The sequence below is a fragment of the Aquimarina sp. Aq78 genome, assembly GCF_900299525.1.
In the GTDB taxonomy this organism is placed as follows: domain Bacteria; phylum Bacteroidota; class Bacteroidia; order Flavobacteriales; family Flavobacteriaceae; genus Aquimarina.
In genome coordinates, this window is the sequence record NZ_OMKA01000024.1 from 337,378 (window position 1) to 359,313 (window position 21,936).

25 protein-coding genes are annotated in these 21,936 nt (G+C 32.5%); 17 read left to right on the plus strand and 8 right to left on the minus strand.

The window, feature by feature from the left end; translation table 11 throughout:
* Positions 1–150 precede the first annotated feature (150 nt).
* Positions 151–1,992, plus strand: a complete 1,842-nt coding sequence (locus tag DG435_RS16145) for a SulP family inorganic anion transporter (protein ID WP_106791748.1) — start codon at positions 151–153, stop codon at positions 1,990–1,992.
* A gap of 127 nt (positions 1,993–2,119) precedes the next feature.
* Here DG435_RS16145 and DG435_RS16150 read toward each other — a convergent pair whose 3' ends face one another.
* Positions 2,120–3,253 carry a hypothetical protein gene (locus DG435_RS16150; protein WP_106791749.1) on the minus strand — a complete coding sequence of 378 codons (1,134 nt, stop codon included), beginning with the start codon at positions 3,251–3,253 and terminating at the stop codon, positions 2,120–2,122.
* A 312-nt stretch (positions 3,254–3,565) separates the two neighbouring features.
* Here DG435_RS16150 and DG435_RS16155 point away from each other — a divergent pair, with 312 nt between their 5' ends.
* Genes DG435_RS16155 through DG435_RS16170 form a run of 4 tightly spaced genes read left to right on the plus strand, consistent with a single transcriptional unit; the run spans position 3,566 to position 6,422 of the window.
* Positions 3,566–4,303 carry a prolipoprotein diacylglyceryl transferase family protein gene (locus DG435_RS16155; RefSeq protein ID WP_106791750.1) on the plus strand — a complete coding sequence of 246 codons (738 nt, stop codon included), beginning with the start codon at positions 3,566–3,568 and terminating at the stop codon, positions 4,301–4,303.
* Positions 4,300–4,755 (plus strand): lysozyme inhibitor LprI family protein, encoded by a 456-nt coding sequence (locus DG435_RS16160; protein WP_159025495.1) that lies wholly within the window; start codon positions 4,300–4,302, stop codon positions 4,753–4,755. The genes DG435_RS16155 and DG435_RS16160 overlap by 4 nt, the downstream gene beginning before the upstream one ends.
* Before the next feature lie 57 nt (positions 4,756–4,812).
* Entirely contained in the window at positions 4,813–6,207 is a 1,395-nt protein-coding gene (locus tag DG435_RS16165; RefSeq protein ID WP_106791752.1) for a radical SAM protein, read from the plus strand.
* On the plus strand, positions 6,204–6,422 hold the full coding sequence (locus tag DG435_RS16170) for a hypothetical protein (protein WP_106791753.1): 219 nt from the start codon (positions 6,204–6,206) through the stop codon (positions 6,420–6,422). The genes DG435_RS16165 and DG435_RS16170 overlap by 4 nt, the downstream gene beginning before the upstream one ends.
* 76 nt (positions 6,423–6,498) lie before the next feature.
* On the opposite strand, the gene DG435_RS25590 is transcribed toward DG435_RS16170, so the two are convergent.
* Together DG435_RS25590 and DG435_RS16175 are read right to left on the minus strand one after the other, a co-directional pair.
* Positions 6,499–6,651, minus strand: a complete 153-nt coding sequence (locus DG435_RS25590) for a hypothetical protein (protein WP_159025496.1) — start codon at positions 6,649–6,651, stop codon at positions 6,499–6,501.
* 441 nt (positions 6,652–7,092) lie between these two features.
* Positions 7,093–7,380, minus strand: a complete 288-nt coding sequence (locus tag DG435_RS16175; protein ID WP_106791754.1) for a hypothetical protein — start codon at positions 7,378–7,380, stop codon at positions 7,093–7,095.
* 195 nt (positions 7,381–7,575) lie between these two features.
* Between DG435_RS16175 and DG435_RS16180 the strand changes: the two genes are divergently transcribed.
* Complete coding sequence (locus DG435_RS16180) at positions 7,576–7,893, plus strand: roadblock/LC7 domain-containing protein (RefSeq protein WP_159025497.1); 318 nt, start codon at positions 7,576–7,578, stop codon at positions 7,891–7,893.
* Positions 7,894–7,934: 41 nt separating this feature from the next.
* On the plus strand, positions 7,935–8,309 hold the full coding sequence (locus DG435_RS16185; RefSeq protein WP_106791756.1) for a hypothetical protein: 375 nt from the start codon (positions 7,935–7,937) through the stop codon (positions 8,307–8,309).
* An 81-nt stretch (positions 8,310–8,390) separates the two neighbouring features.
* Here the strand turns inward: DG435_RS16185 and DG435_RS16190 are convergent, their stop codons facing one another.
* From DG435_RS16190 to DG435_RS16205, 4 genes are all read right to left on the minus strand, one after another.
* Entirely contained in the window at positions 8,391–8,849 is a 459-nt protein-coding gene (locus tag DG435_RS16190) for a GyrI-like domain-containing protein (RefSeq protein ID WP_106791757.1), read from the minus strand.
* 86 nt (positions 8,850–8,935) lie between these two features.
* Entirely contained in the window at positions 8,936–9,325 is a 390-nt protein-coding gene (locus DG435_RS16195) for a VOC family protein (RefSeq protein WP_106791758.1), read from the minus strand.
* Positions 9,326–9,334: 9 nt separating this feature from the next.
* Entirely contained in the window at positions 9,335–9,790 is a 456-nt protein-coding gene (coaD, locus tag DG435_RS16200) for a pantetheine-phosphate adenylyltransferase (RefSeq protein ID WP_024770742.1), read from the minus strand.
* A gap of 63 nt (positions 9,791–9,853) precedes the next feature.
* Positions 9,854–10,837, minus strand: a complete 984-nt coding sequence (locus DG435_RS16205; RefSeq protein WP_106791759.1) for a D-alanine--D-alanine ligase — start codon at positions 10,835–10,837, stop codon at positions 9,854–9,856.
* Positions 10,838–11,035: 198 nt separating this feature from the next.
* Here DG435_RS16205 and DG435_RS16210 point away from each other — a divergent pair, with 198 nt between their 5' ends.
* The 5 genes from DG435_RS16210 (at position 11,036) to DG435_RS16230 (ending at position 15,621) form a co-directional block, all read left to right on the plus strand.
* On the plus strand, positions 11,036–11,632 hold the full coding sequence (locus DG435_RS16210) for a PASTA domain-containing protein (RefSeq protein WP_106791760.1): 597 nt from the start codon (positions 11,036–11,038) through the stop codon (positions 11,630–11,632).
* On the plus strand, positions 11,629–12,684 hold the full coding sequence (locus DG435_RS16215; protein WP_234387059.1) for an RluA family pseudouridine synthase: 1,056 nt from the start codon (positions 11,629–11,631) through the stop codon (positions 12,682–12,684). Before DG435_RS16210 ends, DG435_RS16215 begins: the two co-directional genes overlap by 4 nt.
* A gap of 63 nt (positions 12,685–12,747) precedes the next feature.
* On the plus strand, positions 12,748–13,839 hold the full coding sequence (locus DG435_RS16220; protein WP_106791762.1) for an AraC family transcriptional regulator: 1,092 nt from the start codon (positions 12,748–12,750) through the stop codon (positions 13,837–13,839).
* A gap of 90 nt (positions 13,840–13,929) precedes the next feature.
* Positions 13,930–15,270: an amidohydrolase family protein gene (locus tag DG435_RS16225; RefSeq protein WP_106791763.1), complete on the plus strand. Its 1,341-nt coding sequence runs from the start codon at positions 13,930–13,932 to the stop codon at positions 15,268–15,270.
* A gap of 159 nt (positions 15,271–15,429) precedes the next feature.
* On the plus strand, positions 15,430–15,621 hold the full coding sequence (locus DG435_RS16230) for a cold-shock protein (protein ID WP_024770737.1): 192 nt from the start codon (positions 15,430–15,432) through the stop codon (positions 15,619–15,621).
* 76 nt (positions 15,622–15,697) lie between these two features.
* Here the strand turns inward: DG435_RS16230 and DG435_RS16235 are convergent, their stop codons facing one another.
* On the minus strand, positions 15,698–17,074 hold the full coding sequence (locus DG435_RS16235) for a glycoside hydrolase family 71/99-like protein (RefSeq protein WP_106791764.1): 1,377 nt from the start codon (positions 17,072–17,074) through the stop codon (positions 15,698–15,700).
* 388 nt (positions 17,075–17,462) lie between these two features.
* On the opposite strand from DG435_RS16235, the gene DG435_RS16240 reads away from it, so the two are divergent.
* From DG435_RS16240 to DG435_RS16260, 5 genes are all read left to right on the plus strand, one after another.
* Positions 17,463–17,864: a VOC family protein gene (locus DG435_RS16240; RefSeq protein WP_106791765.1), complete on the plus strand. Its 402-nt coding sequence runs from the start codon at positions 17,463–17,465 to the stop codon at positions 17,862–17,864.
* Positions 17,865–17,957: 93 nt separating this feature from the next.
* Positions 17,958–18,719: a peroxide stress protein YaaA gene (yaaA, locus tag DG435_RS16245; RefSeq protein WP_024770734.1), complete on the plus strand. Its 762-nt coding sequence runs from the start codon at positions 17,958–17,960 to the stop codon at positions 18,717–18,719.
* 131 nt (positions 18,720–18,850) lie between these two features.
* Positions 18,851–19,351, plus strand: a complete 501-nt coding sequence (locus DG435_RS16250; protein ID WP_106791766.1) for a TRAP transporter small permease subunit — start codon at positions 18,851–18,853, stop codon at positions 19,349–19,351.
* Between the two features lie 2 nt (positions 19,352–19,353).
* On the plus strand, positions 19,354–20,700 hold the full coding sequence (locus DG435_RS16255; protein WP_074408862.1) for a TRAP transporter large permease subunit: 1,347 nt from the start codon (positions 19,354–19,356) through the stop codon (positions 20,698–20,700).
* An 85-nt stretch (positions 20,701–20,785) separates the two neighbouring features.
* Entirely contained in the window at positions 20,786–21,916 is a 1,131-nt protein-coding gene (locus DG435_RS16260) for a TRAP transporter substrate-binding protein (protein WP_234387060.1), read from the plus strand.
* The last annotated feature ends 20 nt before the right edge of the window (positions 21,917–21,936 follow it).

A 21,936-nucleotide genomic window follows, 5' to 3' on the forward strand; every position in this document is an offset into this window, starting at 1 on the left:
ATATAAGAAGGCTAAATATACTAAAGATTTCAAGTTTTAAAATTCTGTACAAGGTTTTAGCACAATTTTATGAGATATAAGATAAGAACCTTGTTTTACTTGTAGAGCTATAAAATAACTGTATTTTTGCAGCCTCAAAATATCACAACTATGACTGAGTTTGTAAGAAAAAGAGTAGCGAATGCTAAAAATGATATTTTATCCGGGTTAACGGTAGCGTTAGCTTTGGTTCCCGAAGCGGTTGCCTTTGCCTTTGTGGCGGGAGTAGATCCTTTAGTTGGATTATATGCTGCGTTTATGATCGGATTGATCACTTCTGTTTTTGGAGGACGCCCAGGCATGATCTCTGGTGCCACAGGAGCATTAGCGGTTGTTATGGTTAGTCTTGTCGCAGAAGGAAATGAAATGGGAGCCCCCGGAGAAGAATTAGGGCTATATTATCTTTTTGCAACTGTTATCCTTATGGGAATTATACAAATGTTTGCCGGAGCTTTTAAGCTGGGTAAATTTGTACGTTTGATTCCACATCCTGTTATGATGGGGTTTGTAAATGGTTTGGCGATTGTGATCTTTCTTTCGCAATTAGGAATGTTTAAGGAAGCAGAGAAAGACGTATTTAATAATAACAAATATGTTACAGAATCTCTCGAGAAAAAATTTGAAATTAGAGAAGATAACATCGCTTATGATATAGCAACAAATAAAGCTCTGTTTAGTTTTGAAAACAATAGGTTATCAGATGTAGATTCTAAAGAAGGAAAATATATTATGTATGAAGGACAGGTTTTTGACCTGGATACCAAAGAAGTAGTTTTTAATTATGAAGATAATGTGATTTATAGTATTGCCAAAAAAGGAAAAGCAAAATCCTGGCTACCTACAAATCAATTATTATTAATGTTAGGACTGGTATTACTTACAATATTAATCATGTGGGGATTACCTAAATTAACAAATAAACTTCCAGAAGCATTATTGGCTATTATTGTGGTTTCTGCTATAGTGATTTTAGGAAAGTTGGATGTGGCTACAGTGGGTAGTTTTATTAGAGATGGAGGAGGAGAAGGTCTTAAAGGAGGTTTACCACAGTTTCAACTTGATATTTTTAGAAAAATCCCGTTTACCTGGGAGACATTTCGATTTATAGCACCATATTCGGTAATTCTTGCAGCAATTGGATTGATAGAGTCATTAATGACTTTAAATCTGATTGATGAATTAACCGAAACCAGAGGTAGTTCTAATAGAGAATGTATGGCCCAGGGAGGTGCTAATATTATTACTGGGCTTTTTGGAGGAATGGGAGGTTGTGCAATGATCGGTCAATCAATTATTAATATTAAAGGAGGTGGTCGAACCCGACTTTCGGGTATTGTTGCTGCAGTAACGTTACTGTTATTTATTTTGTTCGCTTCTGGATTAATAGAACAAGTTCCTATCGCAGCACTAGTTGGTGTGATGTTTATGGTAGTAATAGGAACCTTTGCATGGTCCAGTTTTAGAATCCTCAATAAAATTCCTTTGGCAGATGCTATTGTATTGATAGCAGTTTCTTCATTAACTGTATTTTTTGATTTGGCAATAGCAGTAATAGCTGGTGTTATTATGTCCGCCTTGGTATTTGCCTGGGAAAATGCAAGACGTATTCGAGCAAGAAAACATATACTCGAAAATGGAACCAAAGTTTATGAAATATGGGGCCCGCTTTTCTTTGGAAGTATTCAAGCATTCAATAATAAATTTGATGTAGCAAATGATCCCGAAAATGTAGAGATTGATTTTATAGAATCACGTGTTAGTGATCACTCGGCATTAGAAGCTATTTTTAATCTTGTCGGAAAATATGAAGATGCAGGGAAAAAGGTAAAAATTAAACACCTTAGTGAAGAATGCCAAGCGCTTATGATTAAAGCTTCACCTAGATTAGCCAGTGTTATAGAACACGATATTGATGATCCAAGATATCATGTAATGGCTGAAGCTATGGAGTAAATCCTGACTTTATACCAATAGACAAACTAATAAATGAAAACAGGGTTATAATTTTTAAATCATAACCCTGTTTTTTTATATACCGGTGTCTTTGTAGACACAACTGTCTATGTTTTTATAGCTATTCTTAATTACTTGGAGTAACTTCTGCTTTGCTAATCATGTAAATATTTGCACTTAGAGGCTTGTCAATTTCAAAACTATGAGCTGTAGTAGAAGCATCAAATTGTTTAGAATACTCGCTAGTAATGCTAGTTTTAGAAGTACCGTAGTTAAAACTTAATCCGCACATCTCATAACCTGTACTTAATTGATACTCAATTTTTAATTTCGTATCGCTTATTGATGATATATTTATGTGTCCGACATCTGAACTATTTGTGATATCACATCCATCAGGGTTAATAAGAAGTTCTATATCAACTCCTTCATCACCTTTACTATTGATAAAAGTATGAGCTAGGAAAGTAGTGAAAACATTGTTTTCGCAAAATCCACAAGCCGCATGAAATCCATATGCTTGGATACATTCAACTTTACATTCTTGTTTGCAATAACTAAATGATCTTACCCAATCACCATAATAAACACAACTCCACCATCCGTAATAGCTATATTGCTGATCTAAAGTTTGATCGTAAGCAAAAGATGTATAGTAACAACGACTATCTTTGTTGTATACTTTAGAATATGCTACGATTTCAAAACAATCAAGATCTATTGAAGATAATGGAATAACATAAGTAGCTTTCTTCATTCCTCCATAGTAATAAGGAAAAGCTTTGTAATTAAATTTACGAAGATTAGGAAACCCATTAGAGTAAAATGGTATATTTTCTTTTGCTCCAATATAAAGGTATACCTTCTTCATAAGGTTACGATCGTTGGCCTCAAAGTTAAGATATAGATTTTCACCATCATTAGATACGGTAACATTACCAACTTGTAGTTTTCTAGATCCAACTAATAGAGGCATAGTTGTAGTGTCACCACAAGCTTCAATATCAACGTCAGATGGTGTAAGTAACGTGTAGTTACAATGTCTGTAACTTTTAGAATTAGTGTCTGTTGTAAGGATAGGTTCTTCTTCATCCAGTTGTAATTCGTCTTCGATACCTTCAGAACCGTCATTTTTAATAAAATCTGGTTCAACAGTAGTTTTTTCAGATTCAACAATAACTTCATTTTCTTCTTTGCTACAAGAAGAGAAAATTAAAAATAAGGCAATAAACCAATACCCCAATGTGTAATTTGTTTTCATATAAAGTGTTTTAATTAATTAGTGCGGCAAAACTAACAAAAAAGTGTATTTCTGATGCTAAAAAAAACAAATAAATAAATAGAATTTTTATTGTATATTACTGAAAATTAAATAAATAGGTTTATTCTTACACACGATCTTTATGAGTTTTGATGAAGTGCAAAATTAATCGTTAGAAGTATGTGTTTTAGGGGAAATTTCTCCTAAATGGTTTTATCGCATATGATGAATTTATCGCTTAGAATTGATTTTAACGATTCGAATTCTATAAATAAACTTATATTTCGGTGATAAAATCGAATTAAATACTACATGGATATCCCTTTTGAACCTATTGTCTTTGGCTATAAAGTAAATATCCATTTGATTTTAGAATACGCAGCTTTCTTTATTGGGTTTCGATATTATATATATCTTAAAAAGCATACTCAGGATCCTATTTCGTCATCAAATAGGTTATCTATAATCATTGGTGCAGTATTTGGGGCATTCTTTGGCTCTCGTTTTTTTGGTTTTTTAGAAAACCCGATCTTTTCTTTCAGCCCAGAATATATAGTTCGGTTATTAAGTATAAAAACCATAATGGGAGGTCTTTTTGGAGGTTTGCTCGGAGTAGAGTTGGCTAAGAAGATAATCGGTGAGAAACATTCTTCGGGTGATTTATTTACATTTCCCATTATATTGGGAATCATCATAGGAAGAATAGGTTGCTTTTTGGCTGGAGTTAAAGAATTTACTTATGGTAAACAAACCACTTCATTTTTAGGAATGGATTTAGGAGATGGCCTGTATAGGTACCCGATAGCATTATTTGAAGTTGTTTTTCTATTCGCTTTATGGGGAATTTTAAAACGTTTTAAAACAAAATTTAAAATAGAAAGCGGTTTACTATTCAAATATTTTATGATTTCTTATTTTCTATTTAGATTTTGTATTGAATTTCTGAAACCTAATACTTTTTTTATACTAGGTCTTAGTAGTATTCAGTATTTATGTATCTTATGCATGATTTATTATCAAAAAACTTTACGACAAATAGTTTTCAAATGAGCAAAATCAGGATAATCATAATTATATGGTTTTTAATCTGCCTAAATGTTATAAACCTATCTGCTCAGGATATATCTGATGCTTTGCGATTAAAAGAACTATCATATATGAAATATGCTAAAAGAACAGATTGTAATAATACTATGGGGACTACTCTTGGGGACAGAATTTGTTTGAATCTAAAGTTTCAACAGACTGATTCTATTATGAATGTGAAACTCAAAAAGATGTTGCATACTATTACTAATGACACGATCAAAACCACCATCAAAACCTATCAAAATGCTTGGGTACATCATAGAAGAATGAAAAGTGAAATTGTTTCAGAAGGATACAGAGGTCACATGCTTGGGATCATATATCTGGGGTGTATGGTAGAAACAACAATGCAGCGTATTAAAGAAATTGAGGAGTTATCGGGTAAAATGATTGATTATGAAACAGATAATTAAAATAATTCTTCAATATCCATTTGTTTTGGTATATGAATTTCAAAAAAAAACAGATAAATGCCCACTAGAAATTATACGTATTACGATTTTACACTAAGTTTATGTCCTACTTGTCTAAAAAGAATTGAAGCCAAAATTGTTTTTGAAGAAGATAAAGTATTTATGCTCAAGCGATGCCCAGAACATGGTAGATCTAAAGTTTTGATTGCAGATGATATAGCCTATTATAAGAATATTAGAAATTACAACAAACCGTCTGAGTTTCCTTATAAATTTAATACAGCTACAGATTATGGATGTCCTTATGATTGCGGATTATGCCCGGATCATGAGCAGCACTCATGTTTGTCGATTATCGAGGTAACAGATCGCTGTAATTTGACTTGTCCTACCTGTTATGCTTCTTCGTCTCCGCATTATGGCAGACATCGATCATTAGATGAAATAAAGAAAATGCTGGATACAATAGTCAAAAACGAAAAAGAACCAGATGTAGTACAAATAAGTGGAGGAGAACCCACAATACATCCTCAGTTTTTTGAAATTCTGGACTATGCCAAACAATTACCTATTAGGCACTTAATGGTAAATACGAATGGAATTCGTATTGCTAAGGATATTAAATTTACCCAGCAGTTGGCTAGCTATATGCCGGATTTTGAAATCTATCTTCAGTTTGATGCTTTGGATGCCGAAGTATTACAAAAATTAAGAGGAGAGGACCTTACCAAAATTAGAAAACAAGCCATCGAGAACCTCAATAGTGTAAACCTGTCCACTACTCTGGTGGTTACATTAGAAAAAGGATTAAATGATACTCTAATTGGTGATATACTAACATTTGCAACACAACAAAAATGTGTGAGAGGGGTTACATTTCAACCCACTCAAATAGCAGGGAGACTAGAAGATTTTGATACTCAAACCGATAGGATAACATTGACCGAGGTGCGAAGAAAAATTTTAGAACAATTTCCTGTTTTTGAATCTGATGACCTTATCCCTGTGCCTTGTAACCCAGATGCTTTGGTTATGGGGTACGCACTAAAAAATGAAGATGGACTTCTACCGCTTACCCGGTATATTAATCCGGCAGATCTGTTGGATAATGGTAAAAATACGATTGTCTATGAACAGGATGAAGAGTTGCATGGTAAAGTCTTGGAGTTATTCAGTACCGGAAATTCTGTAGAAACAGCTTCAGAAAATCTAAAATCTATAATGTGTTGTTTGCCAGAGATCGATGCTCCGGATTTGGGATACGATAATCTGTTTAGAATCATAATTATGCAATTTATTGATGCTTATAATTTTGATGTGCGAGCGATTAAAAAATCTTGTGTGCATATTGTAAATAAAGATTACAAAATCATTCCTTTTGAAACGATGAACTTATTTTATAGGGATGATAAACAGGAGTATTTAGAACAATTAAGAAAAGAAACGATATGATAGCAAATACCATTTTTTTGGAAGTAGGGAACCTCGATGGATTGGTGTATTTAATTCTTTTGATCCTCTTAGGACCTCCAATATTTCTTTCGATTATTGGTCTAATTTTATTTAAAACTAAAAACCGAAAAGCAGGAAAAATTTTCTTTATCCTTGCCGGGATATACCTTGTTGTAGGACTGGGGATCTGTGGTGCTCTTATGGCAGGGTTTTAATTTTTAAAATTACTACTAATAAAATACCTGCCAAAGTATGCTTTGGCAGGTAAAAAAACTTGACATAACTTCTTAATTAATCATTATCCTGTGGTACGGCATCAGGATCGTTACATTTGTCATCATCTCTCTCACAAGGTTCGTCACCAGTAGTATTACCACCACCACTAATAGTTTGTAATTGAGCTCTGTTTAGAGTTACCCCTAATTCTAAGATTTGTTTTAACATAATATAAAAAATAATAAATTAAGTATTCCTGAACCTTTATAGACATTCAGGATTTATGTCTGTTATAAGGTTAATGTTTAGTATTTGGATAATGTTACCTATACAACAATTGTTTTTTTGTACGTTTTGTAATATTATTCCCTAAAAGATGTTATTAGAGACTTTTCTCGTATGAAAATAGCCCTCTTTGGGTGTTGAATCTCGGGTATTATGGGAAGCGTGATTCGGGTAAGCTGTTATTATGTTACTACAGCTGGTAAGTATGGAAATGAGAAGGTGAAAGGAAATATCTACCAAGTCAATATAAATCAGGTTGTGAGAAAATGCATTCGAATTAACTTCGATTATTTTAAAAAAAAGATACCTCGATGATTTTGTCTCAAGTTAGCTCACATAATCTTAAACTATAATAAAATTAATATTGTAAAGTAGAAATCATAATTAAAAACGGCTTCTTCTTTTTCCAAAATAACCTCCTTTTATTTTTTCGGTATATGTTTTTGTAGCTTTAGTAGTGTCGTTTGAACTCATAAGATCATCTGTGCCAGACTTTTTTTTCTTTTTAGCGGAAATCTCTGCCTCCTTTTTGGTTAATCGTTCTATTACCTCAGAAATATCCTCAGCTTTATCTGAAACTTGCTCTTTTCCTACCCTGAAGGAATTAAATTTATCTTTTCGGGTTTTTAAAATTGTTTTTAATTCAGAGTTTGGCAGATTAATTAGGGTCATAATTTAGATATCGTTTTATTGTTAGGTTTCTTTTAAATCAATTTGGAATTTGTAGGAATTTTTCTACAAAAATGATTTAATGCAATATAGTAATAATCGTTTAAAAGTAAAAAAAAACGATGAAAGAATTTTTTTAAATAATTATTGTTTCTATATTTACAAAATAAAGAACAAAAATATCCAAACTTTATACCTATGATTGATCTGAAAAAGATTAAAGAAGATACCGAAGTTGATAGTGTAATTATTGCTGATAAAAATGGAAATGTAATAGATGCATTGGATACAAAACATGATACTAATATTGCCTTGATGGTAGAAACAGCATTTTCGATGTGTGATGATATGATTAAGGATTTACTTAATGGAGATCTTGATCAATTGATGGCAAAATCTTCAAAAGGTTTTCTTATTGCAAATAGGATTAAATCTGATTCAATAATATTGGTGGTATCTAAAAAAATGTCAAAACTGGGACTACTTCTTAAGTATATGAGCTCTTTAGAAAAATAATTTTATAGAAAATATTATTAATAATTAAATTAAATTAAACTATGTCAAATTTTTTAGAACAATTCATCGAAGATATTAAATCTAATGTACCGGGCTATATTGCAGTTACTGTTACAGAAGTAAGTACAGGTGTATGCTATGCATCTAATTCTGATAAAAAAGATTTTGATCCTGAAACTGCTTCTGCTTATAATTTGGAAGTTGTAAAAGCTAAGAAAAATGCTATCGAGGCATTAGGTCTGAAATCGAAAATTCAAGATATCATAATTACTCTTGATGGTCAAATTCATATGATCGATGTTTCTGAAAACGGTGAATACTTTATTTATTTGGCTGTTGATTCTACAAAAGCAAATCTCGGAATGACACGTGCACTCTTGAAAAAATATAAGAAAGATGTGGTATCACAACTATAATTAAAAAGCTTTTTTATGTAAATAATATTACTTTTATAAAACCTCACAAGTTTAAACTTGTGAGGTTTTTTTATGGTAATTTTATTCAATTGCTACAAAAATATCCACTTCGGCATTTGTTGGGTTTACCGCATCTTCCCCGTATACTTCAAAATCAGTGGTGTATGTTCTATCCAGGTCTATTTCCCATATATTGACCCACTTGTCATAAATCACACCTTTAGTAATATCTCCTTTGGCAGTAAATCTAGAATAGACGCTTCTTTCGATTTTTACACTGGTCATTCCCAGAGGGATATTATCTAAGTTTGCAACTTTACATCCTATGATGGTAGTATATCCTTCGGTATGGTCACTTTCATAATCAGTGTACACAGCATAAATAGAATCTTCAAGTTTATTAGGGATCTTATGCATTGTACCTTCAGACATAAAAGTATTCCATAAATTAGGGATATCGTTTGCAAATTGTTCGTTTTTTTTAGTTGTACGTACCGAAATCCCAACGATCCAAAAAGGTTCAATTTTTGTTTTTATCATAATTTTTAATATTAGAAATTAATGGTATGACAAAACTAAATACAGGTAGTGACAAAGGTATGTCAGGAAGGGTTTGGGAATTTATATTATTTTAATTCGAGCAAGTCCCATTTAGTGCCATATAAATCTTCAAAAACAACAACGGTTCCGTAGGGTTCTTCTCGTGGTTGTTCCAGAAATGAAACTCCTTTAGATTTCATGATATGATAATCTCTCCAAAAATCATCGGTATGAAGAAATAGAAAAACCCGTCCGCCTGTTTGATTTCCAATTGCTTTTTCCTGTTCGGGAGTGGCTGCTTGAGCCAGGAGAATGGTAGTTTCTGTTTGGTTATTAGGAGCAATGAGAACCCATCGTTTTTTGTCATCAAGTCTGGTGTCTTCTATAAGTTTGAAATTAAGCTTTTCTATATAAAATTGAATAGCTTCATCATAATCCTTTACAACCAGAGCAATAGCGCCTATTTTTCTTTTCATAGTAACGTGTTATTTTACACGAACTGTATCCGGGACTAATCCTGAAACATCTCCACCATTACGAATTACATCACGAACAATAGAAGAAGAGATATAACTTTTACCAGAAGAGGTTAATAAAAACACTGTTTCGATATCCGACATTTTTCTGTTGGTATGTGCGATGGCTTTTTCGAACTCAAAATCACCTGGATTGCGAAGGCCTCTTAATATAAATTCGGCATTTTGTTGTTTGCAAAAATCAACAGTTAGCCCTTTGTAAGTCATTACTTTAATTTTAGGCTCATTCTTAAAAGCTTCTTCGATAAATTGCTTTCGTTCTTCAAGAGAAAACATATATTTCTTCTCAGAATTTACGCCTATGGCAAGGATAACTTCATCAAATAGGGTAAGACCTCTTTCGATAATGTCATAATGTCCTAATGTAATTGGGTCAAATGATCCAGGAAAAACAGCTCTTCTCATTGGTGATTATTAATTATTGTATTTACAAAGATAATTCAAATTATAAATTTATAGATTGAACTTCTATTTTTGTAAACGTATACAAGATTCTATAGCGTTAGAAAATAATTCTTTTAAGCTAATCCCAGCTTTTTCTGCTTGTTGAGGTAAGATACTAGCTTCACTTAATCCGGGATTAGTGTTTATTTCTACAAAATATGGCTCTCCGTGATGGAAAATATATTCGCTTCTTGAAAACCCTTTCATTTTTAAAATCTGATATACTTTTAAAGCCAGATTTTTGACTTTTTGAGTATCCTCATCAGATAAACGAGCTGGAGTGATTTCTTCAGACTTCCCCATGTATTTAGCTTCGTAGTCAAAAAACTCATTTTCGGATACAATTTCTGTTATTGGTAATACTGTATCTTTTCCATTATGTTGGATAACTCCTACAGATACTTCGGTCCCGCTTAAAAAAGATTCAATAATAATCTCATCATCTTCTTTGTAAGCCACTTCTATTGCGGGTAAAAGATCTTCTATAGTTTTAACTTTAGAAACTCCATAGCTACTACCAGCTTTATTTGCTTTTACAAAGCAGGGTAATCCTACTGTATTCACAATGGTTTTGCTATCTATAGCATCGCCTTTATTTAAAAAATAGTTGGTGGCAGTAGGGATCCCATAAGGTTTTAAAGTACTAATACAATCTCGTTTATTAAAAGTAAGTGCTGCAGGGTAAAAATCACAAGCTGTTTGAGGAATCTCGATCAATTCAAAATATGCCTGTAGCAAACCATCTTCACCAGGAGTACCATGCACAGTATTAAAAGCTGCATCAAAAGTGATTTTAGTGCTTTCTAATGTTAATGAAAAATCGTTTTTATCAATACCATACTTCTGGTCGTTATCATCCACATAATACCAGCCGCCTTTAGTAATATGAACACGAAATGGAACATATAAATCTCTATCCAGATATTTATATACTACATTTCCACTTTGAATCGAGATTTCAAACTCGCTAGAATATCCTCCCATTAAAATGGCAATGTTTTTCTTCATAAAGTGACTTTTGAAAACAAAAATATCATTTATCTTATAAGAAAAGCTTAAAACTTTCCGTTTTTATATATTTGTCCAAATTATGAAATAAGCGATTACAATAAAGTTAATACTAATAATTAGAAAGATTATTGGTAAATTTTGTTTACATAATCAAGAAGGTTATGTTTGACTATAATAATAACAGGTATAAAACAGATGAGTGTATTTATAAATTTCTTCAGAGATCTATTCAAATTTATTTATAGTAAAATATTTTTGATACAATTGGTTATAGCGGTAGCAATGCTTGCTATCTTATCTTATGTTGCACTAGAATGGTTAGAAAGTACAACAAATCATCATCAACGTATTGTAGTACCCAGCTTAAGTAAAAAGACATTGGATGAGGTGGGGAAGGTACTAGAAGAAAAAGAGCTGAGATATGAAGTTCAGGATTCTGCAAACTTTAACCCTGATTATCCAAGGTATTCTGTATTAGAACAGAACCCTGTTGCTGGTAGTGAGGTAAAAGAAAATCGTAAAATATATGTAACCTTAAATCCATCGGGTTACCGTAAAATAGAAGTTCCTAATGTAGTGCAGAGAACCAGAAGACAGGCAGAACCAAAATTGGTTGCTCTTGGATTTAAAATAGGTTCTGTTACATATCAGCCCAATATCGCAAGAGATATGGTGTTAGAATTAAGACATAATGGTAAACGATTAAAACCAGGAACAAAATTAATGAAAACTTCTGTTATAGATTTGGTTCTGGGGAATGGAGAAGGAGGAACGATAAACTTATCTAATTGATTTTGAAAGAAAACGAAGATACAGGAGATTATGATGCTAATGAGGGCGACCTCTATGAACATCATCGTTTTGTGGCCGGAGCTGGCCAGGTACCCTTAAGGGTGGATAAGTTTTTAATGAATTTTGTAGAGAATGCAACCCGTAATAAAATACAACAGGCTGCAAAAAATGGAAGCGTTTTTGTAAATGATATTCCGGTAAAATCAAATCATAAGGTAAAACCAAATGATATTGTACGGGTATTGTTCTCTCATCCTCCTTATGAAAACTTACTAACTCCAGAGAACATTCCTTTAGATATTGTATATGAAGATGATGTATTACTAGTTGTTAATAAACCAGCAGGGATGGTGGTACATCCTGGCCATGGTAACTATTCGGGAACCTTAATTAATGCTCTGATTTATCATTTTGATAACCTTCCAAATAATAGTAGTGATCGACCAGGATTAGTACATCGCATTGATAAGGATACCAGTGGACTGTTAGTGATTGCCAAAACGGAAGAAGCAATGACTCATCTGGCAAAACAATTTTTTGATAAAACCAGTCAACGTGAATATGTAGCAATTGTATGGGGGAATGTGGATGAGGATGAAGGAACAATAGAAGGTAATATAGGACGACATCCTAAAAACAGACTACAAAACACTGTTTTTGAAGGTGATGAAGCCGATAAAGGAAAGCCAGCAATCACACATTATAAAGTTATAGAGCGACTAGGATATGTTACCTTGGTTTCTTGCAGATTAGAAACCGGAAGAACGCATCAGATTCGGGTACATATGAAATATATTGGTCATACTTTATTTAATGACGAACGCTATGGCGGAGAGAAAATATTAAAAGGAACTACGTTTACCAAATACAAGCAATTTGTAGAAAACTGCTTTAAAATTTTACCTCGACAAGCTTTACATGCCAGAACCCTCGGTTTTGAGCATCCTGTGACTAAAGAGCATATGCATTTTGAAACTCAAATCCCAGAAGATATACAACAATGTATAGAACGTTGGAGAAAATATGCTAAAAATCAATTGTCAGAAGAATAAAGGTTTAATACCTAAATTTGAGATATATTCAAATAGAAATTTAGCTTTTAAAATACCGAATTAATGGAAATTTCTTTTTTAGAAATCTTTATTCTTATAGGAGTTATTCATGGTTTTGTCTTGGGAGTAATAGTTCTGTTTTCTAGGTTTTTTAAAAATGAAGACAACACATATTTAGCATACACCCTAATTATATTATCTGTTATAGGTTTAAATAATTGGTTTTGGGATTTGGGAAAAAACCCAGTGTTGATTTCAATATTGGATCTGTTTTTATGGCAATTCTTATATCCAGTTACGTTATTTGTATTTTTTATAAAAAAAATAAAGCACCCTCTGGCAAAAAGAAATACAACTTTTTTTCTATATACTCCCTTTTTTATCTTAAGTGCACTTAATTGCATTATATCTTTAGATACGATTTTTGGCCTCTATGAAATCACAATACCTAATAAAGAAGAAATCATTTTTTTCTTTTATAAAACGGTAAGCATATTATCTGTTGTTTTTCCAATTGTTTTTATGGTTATATCGTTTAGATATTTGTTCTATTCAAACACAGAATTTAGTATAAAATGGGTGAAGAGAATTTGGATTTTTGTTTCCCTTTTAGAAATTTATGGTGTTGTTTTAGAAGTGTATAGGTTTATGTATGATTATAAAATGCCATTAACTTATTTATGGGTAGGGGTTTCTGTTTTTATGTACTGGCTTATTTATAAAGGACTTTATCAGTTTAAACTATCTAATGATCAGTATGAGATTAGAAATCACCTAAAACGATCTAAAATCAATAAAAAAGTACCTAAAGACGAAGTTAATCCTTATTTACAAGAATTGCTGGTATTGATAGAACGTGAAAATATCCATCATAACCCAGATATTAACCGCGATAGTGTAGCTCAAAAACTTGGAATAAGTAGCGGATATCTTTCAGAACAAATCAAAAAATCAAGTAATAAAAATTTTTCAGAATTTATAAATAGTTACCGGGTAAAAGATATACAACAAATGATTCTGGATCCAGAGTTTGATAAATATAGTATTCTAGCTATTGGTTTGGAAGCAGGGTTTAATTCTAAAACCACTTTTTATACTGCTTTTAAAAAGGAAACAGGATTATCCCCCAACGAGTTTAAAAAACAAAATCAATAGGTTCGGATTTCTCATATTCTGACAATATAGAACATTAAAAATATACCATCTAGATAGGTTTGCAACATATAAATTAAAACAAAAATAGATATGTGTAAATCAAGTCATAAAATATTTTCTTTATTATGTTGCTTTTACTTTGTTATTGCTGGCAAAGCCCAAACAGAAACGATCTCTTTTGAGAATGTAAATGTAATTCCAATGCATAAAGAGATTGTATTACTCAACCAAAGAGTGATTATTGCAGATGGGAAAATAGCTATAATCGAACCAGCTTCTCAAAAAGCTTCAAAAAAAATCAATATAACCATTAATGCTAAAGGTAAATATTTGATTCCTGGTTTAGCAGAAATGCATTATCACCTGGAAAATAATGCAAAAAATGAGTTTAAGCTTTTAATAGCTAATGGGGTTACAACTGCTAGAAATATGGCAGAGTATGAAGGGCAAGATCAAACTGCTATTCGTAAAAAAGCAAATAGAGATGAAATATTAGCACCTTACTATGTCACTACTGGACCTTATTTAAAAGCTAACCATTTGCAAACCATTGATGATGTAATTAGGATAGTGAAAAAACATCATGAAAAAGGGTATGATTTTTTAAAAATCGCAGATAATTTTCCTAAAGAAATATATCTGAAATTATTAGAAGAGACTTATAAATATAATATCCCTGTTATTGGTCATGGTCAAAGAAAACTACCATTAGAATATTCTCTTAGAATGAAATCTATTGCTCATATAGAAGAATTTATGAATATATTTAATACAGCACAAAAAGCTGATCCTGCGTATCTAAGAGAAGCAGCTGTTCAAATCAAAACAAGTGGGGTATATGTGTCCCCCACTTTGGGCGTTTTTGAAATGATTAGTCGATATGCAGATGATAAAAGATTTGAAATACTTAAAAAAAGCAATGAATTAAAATATCTTCCAAAGTCATATGCTGCATATTGTACTTCTGATAGTATACATTATCGAACCAATACTTGGTTTACCGCACCAGAATCTCTTATTCGCCTCAATAAAGAATTACAATGGCAGAAGGAATTCACAAAAATATTAAACGATGAAGAGGTGTTTTTGCTCGCCGGAAGTGATACTTACGGCCTTTTTTTACCTGGATTTTCATTGCATAGAGAATTAGAATTAATCTGTAGTGCCGGACTTTCGCCTTATGAAACCTTAAAAACAGCGACAGTGAACCCTGCTCGATATTTGAATCGAATTGCTGTAAGTGGTACAATTACCGAAGGTAAATTAGCAGATTTGGTATTACTTAATAAAAACCCATTCGAAGATATTCGAAATACAAGAGCTATTGAAGGTGTGATGATTAAAGGGAAATGGTTGATGAAAAATGAATTAAATATGATGCTGAAAGAAGTAGAAGATGAGTATATATCTGAAAAGAAAAAAGAAAAGTAACTCCTTGTATTTTAATTAATAAATAATGGCTAATACAGCTATTTTGTTCATTATCATCATGTTTAGAGAGTATTAAATAAAGGTTATTAAAAACTTTATTTTAAAATAAATATGGATTACTGATCAAATAATAGTACCTTTGCGTTTTAATAAATTATAATGAACAAAGGAACAGTAAAATTTTTTAATGACTCCAAAGGATTTGGATTCATAACAGAAGAAGGATCAAACAAAGATCATTTTGTACACATTTCAGGTTTAATCGACGAAGTGCGTGAAGGTGATGAAGTAGAATTTGATCTACAAGAAGGTAAAAAAGGATTGAACGCGGTAAACGTGAAAGTATTATAATATACATTTGACTTTTTTAAAACACAAGCCTGTCGATTAGACAGGCTTTTTCTATTTTAAAACTTAATGTGATCGATCAATAAAATCTTTTAATAGCTTTTAAAACCTTATCAGCACGTCCTAACCTTAGTTTTTTTATGTACCTATAGGATCGGTTTAAGATATTCTGTACCTCCGCATTTTTTTTATATTGCTTCCTGATATGATACAGATCCAGGGCTACCTGTAGATCATTGGGAGAAAAAGAAACTCCTGTATATTGTTGTAAAAGTTGTAAGTAGGTAAAACCAAACTCTTGTGTGGGTTCTATCATAGTACCTTCACCAAAATCATTCCAGGTAATGATTTGAATAAAGTCTGAAAGTTCATGATGCGTATAATTAAGAGTTTCTGCAAAAGTATGACCAGAATTAAGGTCAATACTCCAATCATTACTACCATCAGACCATCCACCTTCTGTATAAAAACTACTAAAACCGGGATAAGAAGATCCCACGGTTATTGCATTAGATGCTTGGTAAGTATCATAATAATTTTGATGAGCGAGTAAATGATCTTTATCTACCCATAAAAACTCTCCAGAAGCATTCACTCCAACACGATCACTTGCTGCCCATAATGTTAAAAAGCTAGGCTGATTTTCTGTAGGTAATACATCAAATACCTGATTCCATTCGGTTTCTGTGGTTATATGATGAGGACCAAATACAAATAACATATTTTTACCATTATATTGCATGTATTCGGGGCTAGAGAAATAGGTGTCATTAATGTATGTAAAATCCTCTTGCGCTGCCTCTATGATACCTGTGGTAAGAGATTGCTCTGTGGCTTGGGCAGCTACACGATCCTCATACATAATTGAAAATTCAAGCCCCAAATCCTCTAGGACGTTAATAAAGGTTTCTGTTGATTTTTTTATTAATCCATAATCGTGTAAATTTCTACTGCCATACCAGTCAAAAATTACTCCATCAATTCCAGAGAGTTTCATCATTAAAAAATGATATTCATGCAAATCGGGATCACTAGAAGAATATGGGCCGATTAGAGGATAATAGTACGAAGCGATTTGTCGTTTACCATTTTCGTCCTTGATTTCAGGGTCTTGATTACTCATTGTCCAATGCTGGCCCCAGTATCCATCAAAATCTTTATTCTGAAACCAGGGCAAATAGTGTACATATACTTTTTTTGGATTTTCTTTAACGACATCCATACCAGAGATATCAACGATATACCCTTCTTTTTCAAGTTTTATAAACTCTATTTCTTCTTCCAGAACTTTTAATAATTCGGCGTCAGTGTATGTTGTGTCTTGAACAACTTCTGCTGCAGATTGTTCTTCAACCTGTTGTTGTTCAATTGAAATAATATCTTCTTTTTCACAAGAATAAAAGAAAATAATAAAAAGAAAAATGAAAAAAATAAAAGTACTCGAAGATCGTAACATATCACAAATATTAAATTAAACGTCAAACAAAATGTCTAAAGAGCTTTTATGTTTAGAAGAAAATTTGTGAATAATCAGACAATGTGCTCTAATGTTTAATACATCAGAATTCATGCTTTTGTGACGAAAATGAGGGTTTCCCCTCTTTGTAATACGTTATTTGCACTAAAATTAGTTAATTTCTTTTTTTCTAAAAAGGAATATGCTGTTTTTTTTATTCTCTATTGTTTGAAAATCAATTATTTATATTTATTTCAAATAAGGTGTAATAACTATTGTTGATTTTAACTATAAGATAGAGATAGTCAATAATTCAATAGATAAGAAATACTAAAATCAATTTATGATTTTAAGATACAATCGTACTTTAATCACAAAACCTTTCAGTATGAAAATTAAAAGAACAGGGCTTATTTTATATGTCAAAAAATATGAAGAATCTATTGTGTTTTATGAAACTATTTTAGGATTAACTATTTTATTTAAAAATGATGAATTAACGTGTTTTGATTTGTATGGTACTTATTTAATGGTTGAAAAAGAAGACAGGGAGGATTATCTGATAATGGATGAAATGAATGCAAAAACATTTAGCTGTATACGAATGAATGTAGATAATGTACAAAACCTGGCAAACGATTTAAAGAAAAAAGGAGTAGCCGTTGATTACCAGGAACACCATTGGGGAAAAGTAGCAAAATTCTATGATCCCGATAGAAATTTGATAGCGTTTAAAGATGAAGAAACTTTCACTAAACAAATAGAAGAATATACCCTAAAATCAAAATAACTTTTACAAATACCCAAATAGAGAATAAATACAGGTATAGATTTTAATTGTCCATAGACAATTGTATTTTTGAATAACAAAAAAGTCACCTACATGAAAATTGTAATATCTCCAGCTAAATCATTAGATTTTGAAACAGCATTACCAACTCAGCAGTATACAACTCCAGCTTTTCTTGCAGAAATCGAAAAGTTGAATGGTGTATTAAAGAAAAAGACACCCAAAAAACTTTCTGAGCTAATGAGTATAAGTGATAAGTTAGCCCAACTTAATTGGCAACGTAATCAGGAGTTTCACCTTCCGTTTACAAAGGAAAATGCAAGGCCTGCAGTATATTCGTTTAATGGAGATGTGTATATCGGATTAGATGCGTATACTATTCCCGAAAAAAAGTTAGACACATTACAAGATCAATTAAGAATACTTTCTGGATTGTATGGAGTTCTTAAACCTTTGGACCTAATGCAACCTTACCGTCTTGAGATGGGAACTAAATTAAAAATGGGGCGAAAAAATAACTTATATGAGTTTTGGAAAAAAACGGTTACCCAGCACTTAAATGATGAATTGCAAGACGATGAATTATTTATCAACTTGGCAAGTAATGAATATTTTAGTGTAATTGATAAAAAAGCATTAAAAGTACCTGTGATTACTCCACAATTTAAAGATTGGAAAGGAGATAAACTTAAAATGATAAGCTTCTTTGCCAAAAAAGCCAGAGGTATGATGGCTCGCTATATTATCGATACTGGTGCAGAAACTATTGAAGATTTAAAAGGATTTAATTACGAAGGATATGGGTTTAGTGAAGAATATACTACCAAACCTAATGAATTGGTTTTTGTGAGATAACTTAATAAGATAATTGTTAATGTGTGGGTATTGAAAATCTTCGATACGCTTTTGACAATTACTAACTTCCGTTTTCAAATGCATCTAATTTTAGTATCTTCAACCCAGATATTAGTAACACAAATCACTAGATGCAAAAAATTATCAATTTTCTCGACAGAGTTGGTGAGAAAATAGGGGTATTGGTTAGTTGGGTAGCAACACTACTGGCAATAATCATTGGCCTTGATGTAATTATTCGCTATGTCTTTAAATTCACATATGTTTGGATGATCGAAATAGAGATTTATCTCTTCGGGATGATATTTCTACTAGCGTCTGGGTATACATTTAAATACGAGAAACATGTACGGGTAGATGTTTTTTATACCAAACTTTCTAGAAAAGGAAAAGCGTGGGTGGACCTGTTAGGGGGAGCTCTTTTGCTTATTCCCTGGTGTTATGTAGTTATTGTTTCTTCCTGGTATTATGGGTTATCTTCTTTTATGATAGGAGAGAGTTCTCCTCAACCGGGAGGCTTACCTGCCCTATACATACTTAAATTTTGTATTACTCTGGGTTTTGTTTTTCTGTTACTTCAAGGAATATCCCATATGTTGAAATCAATTCAAATTATTTTTAATAAGAATTAGAAATGGAATACCTGGCAATACTACTATTTGTAATTATCTTCATTCTGATTCTAAGAGGATATCCAGTTGCTTTTACGTTAGGAGGGATTTCGGTAGCCTTTGCCTTTGGGGTATCTATTTTTGCTCCAGAAGTGTTTCAGATGTCTACATTTTATTTGCTTCCGGCAAGAATTATGGGAGTAGTTAATAACTATGTGCTAATGGCGGTTCCTCTATTTATTTTTATGGGGATAATGTTAGAAAAATCAGGTCTTGCAGAGAGCTTATTAGAAACTATGGCAATGATGTTTGGGCGTGTACGTGGTGGTTTGGCAATTTCTGTAGTGATTGTTGGTGCTTTACTTGCAGCATCTACCGGGATTGTGGGAGCAACAGTTGTGACAATGGGATTAATAAGCCTACCTACAATGCTTAAACGAGGATACAAAACAGAGCTTGCAACCGGAGTGATAGCATCGTCAGGAACATTAGGGCAAATCATTCCACCATCGATTGTATTGGTATTATTAGCAGACACAATCAATAGCTCATCAAGAGGAGCAGCCTCTGTAGATGTAGGAGCGTTATTTTCTGCAGCACTATTGCCAGGCTTGATATTGGTAGGATTATATATTGCCTATATTTTAATAAAATCTTTCGTTCATAAAGAAGATGCTCCCAGTATTCCTGCAGAAGAGATTGCAGCATTTAGAGGAGCTAATTTTACTTCAAAAATTCTAAAAGTACTCTTCTTGCCAATACTTTTAATAGTATTGGTATTGGGCTCTATTTTTACGGGTATAGCTTCTCCTACAGAAGCCTCTGCTATCGGAGCTCTTGGTGCAACCGTATTAACTGTAATTCAAAAAAAGTTTTCGTTTAAAATTCTAAAAGAAGTAGCTCAGGAAACTACAAAATTAACATCGATGGTGTTTTTTATTCTTTTAGGAGCAACTACATTTACCTTAGTGTTCAGAACACTGGGAGGAGATGCATATTTACAAGAATTGATTATGTCATCTAATTTAACACCTCTTATGTTTTTGCTATTGGTGATGGTAGTGATTTTTATTGCAGGCTTTTTTATTGATTTTATTGAAATCGTTTTTATTATAGTACCGGTAGTAACTCCAATTTTTAATGCTTTTGATATGGATATGTTGTGGGTCGGGATTTTAATAGCATTAAATCTGCAAACGTCCTTTTTAACACCACCATTTGGCTTTGCTTTGTTTTATCTTAAAGGTGTTGCGCCAGATCATGTAAAAACCAGTCAGATTTATAAAGGAATTATACCTTTTATCATTATTCAATTAATTATTGTTGGTGTAGTTGTATTTTTTCCTGAAATTATTTTTATATCAAAATAGAATACTAAAATGTATCCTTTAGAAACGATAAAAGAATACCCTTTTTTTATTTCTAAAGATGTTTAATAATATAGTACTAAGTCTTATGAAGTTTGTTATCATCCAAAAACATAAAATTTTAAGGTATTTGACCTTAGTAGCCACTGTAGTGTTATTTCTTTCTTGTTTGGGAGATCCACCGGCAAGTATGCGTACTACTTCGTATGATATGACTAAACCAGACAAAGTGTTTTATTGGAAAATGACGACCACCTGGCCGCCAAACTTTCCGGTAGTAGGTGAAGTTGCAGAGAAATACTCAGAATGGGTAGAGGAATTGTCTAATGGGCAGATAAAAATAAAAGTATACGGCGGAGGAGAATTAGTACCTCCGTTAGAAGCTTTTGATGTAGTATCCCAGGGAACTATTGAGATGGGATGTGGAGCAGCATATTATTGGGCAGGAAAAACCCCGGCAGCACAGTTTTTTGCGGCCGTACCATTTGGGATGAATAGTCAACAAATTACCTCCTGGCTAGAAACAGGAGGAGGATATGAATTATGGAAAAAGACATATGCCAAATTTAACCTCGTACCATTTATGGGAGGAAATACAGGTGTACAGATGGGAGGATGGTTTAACCGGGAAATCAATTCTGTAGAAGATTTTAAAGGATTAAAAATGCGCTTACCAGGAATTGGAGGAAAAGTATTAGAAAAAGCCGGTGGAGCAGCAGTTTTGGTTGCAGGTAGCGAGGTGTATACAAGTTTAGAAAGAGGAGTTATTGATGCTACAGAATGGATTGGCCCGTATCACGATTATAAAATGGGGTTTCATAAAATTGCAAAATATTATTATACACCAGGATGGCATGAGACCGGTTCACAACTTGAGTTTTTTATTAATAAGAACTTGTATGATGGTTTGCCCCTACATCTACAAGCCGTTTTAGAAGCAGCTTCTAAACGAGCACAAGTATGGGTTTTGGCAGAGTTCGATAGACAAAATGGGATTTATCTCGATAAATTAATACATGAAGAAGGTGTCGAGATTCGTGAATTTTCTAAAGGAACTCTAGATGCTCTGCGAGGATTTACCGATGAAGCCATCCAGGAAATGATAGGAGATGATCCACTTTCTAAGGAAGTATATGAGAGCTATTCAAGCTTTCAGAAAAGGATCTCCAAATGGTCCGAAGTAACAGAAAAAGCTTATTATAATAAGATACAGAAGTAATCAAAAAAAACCGTTTCAGA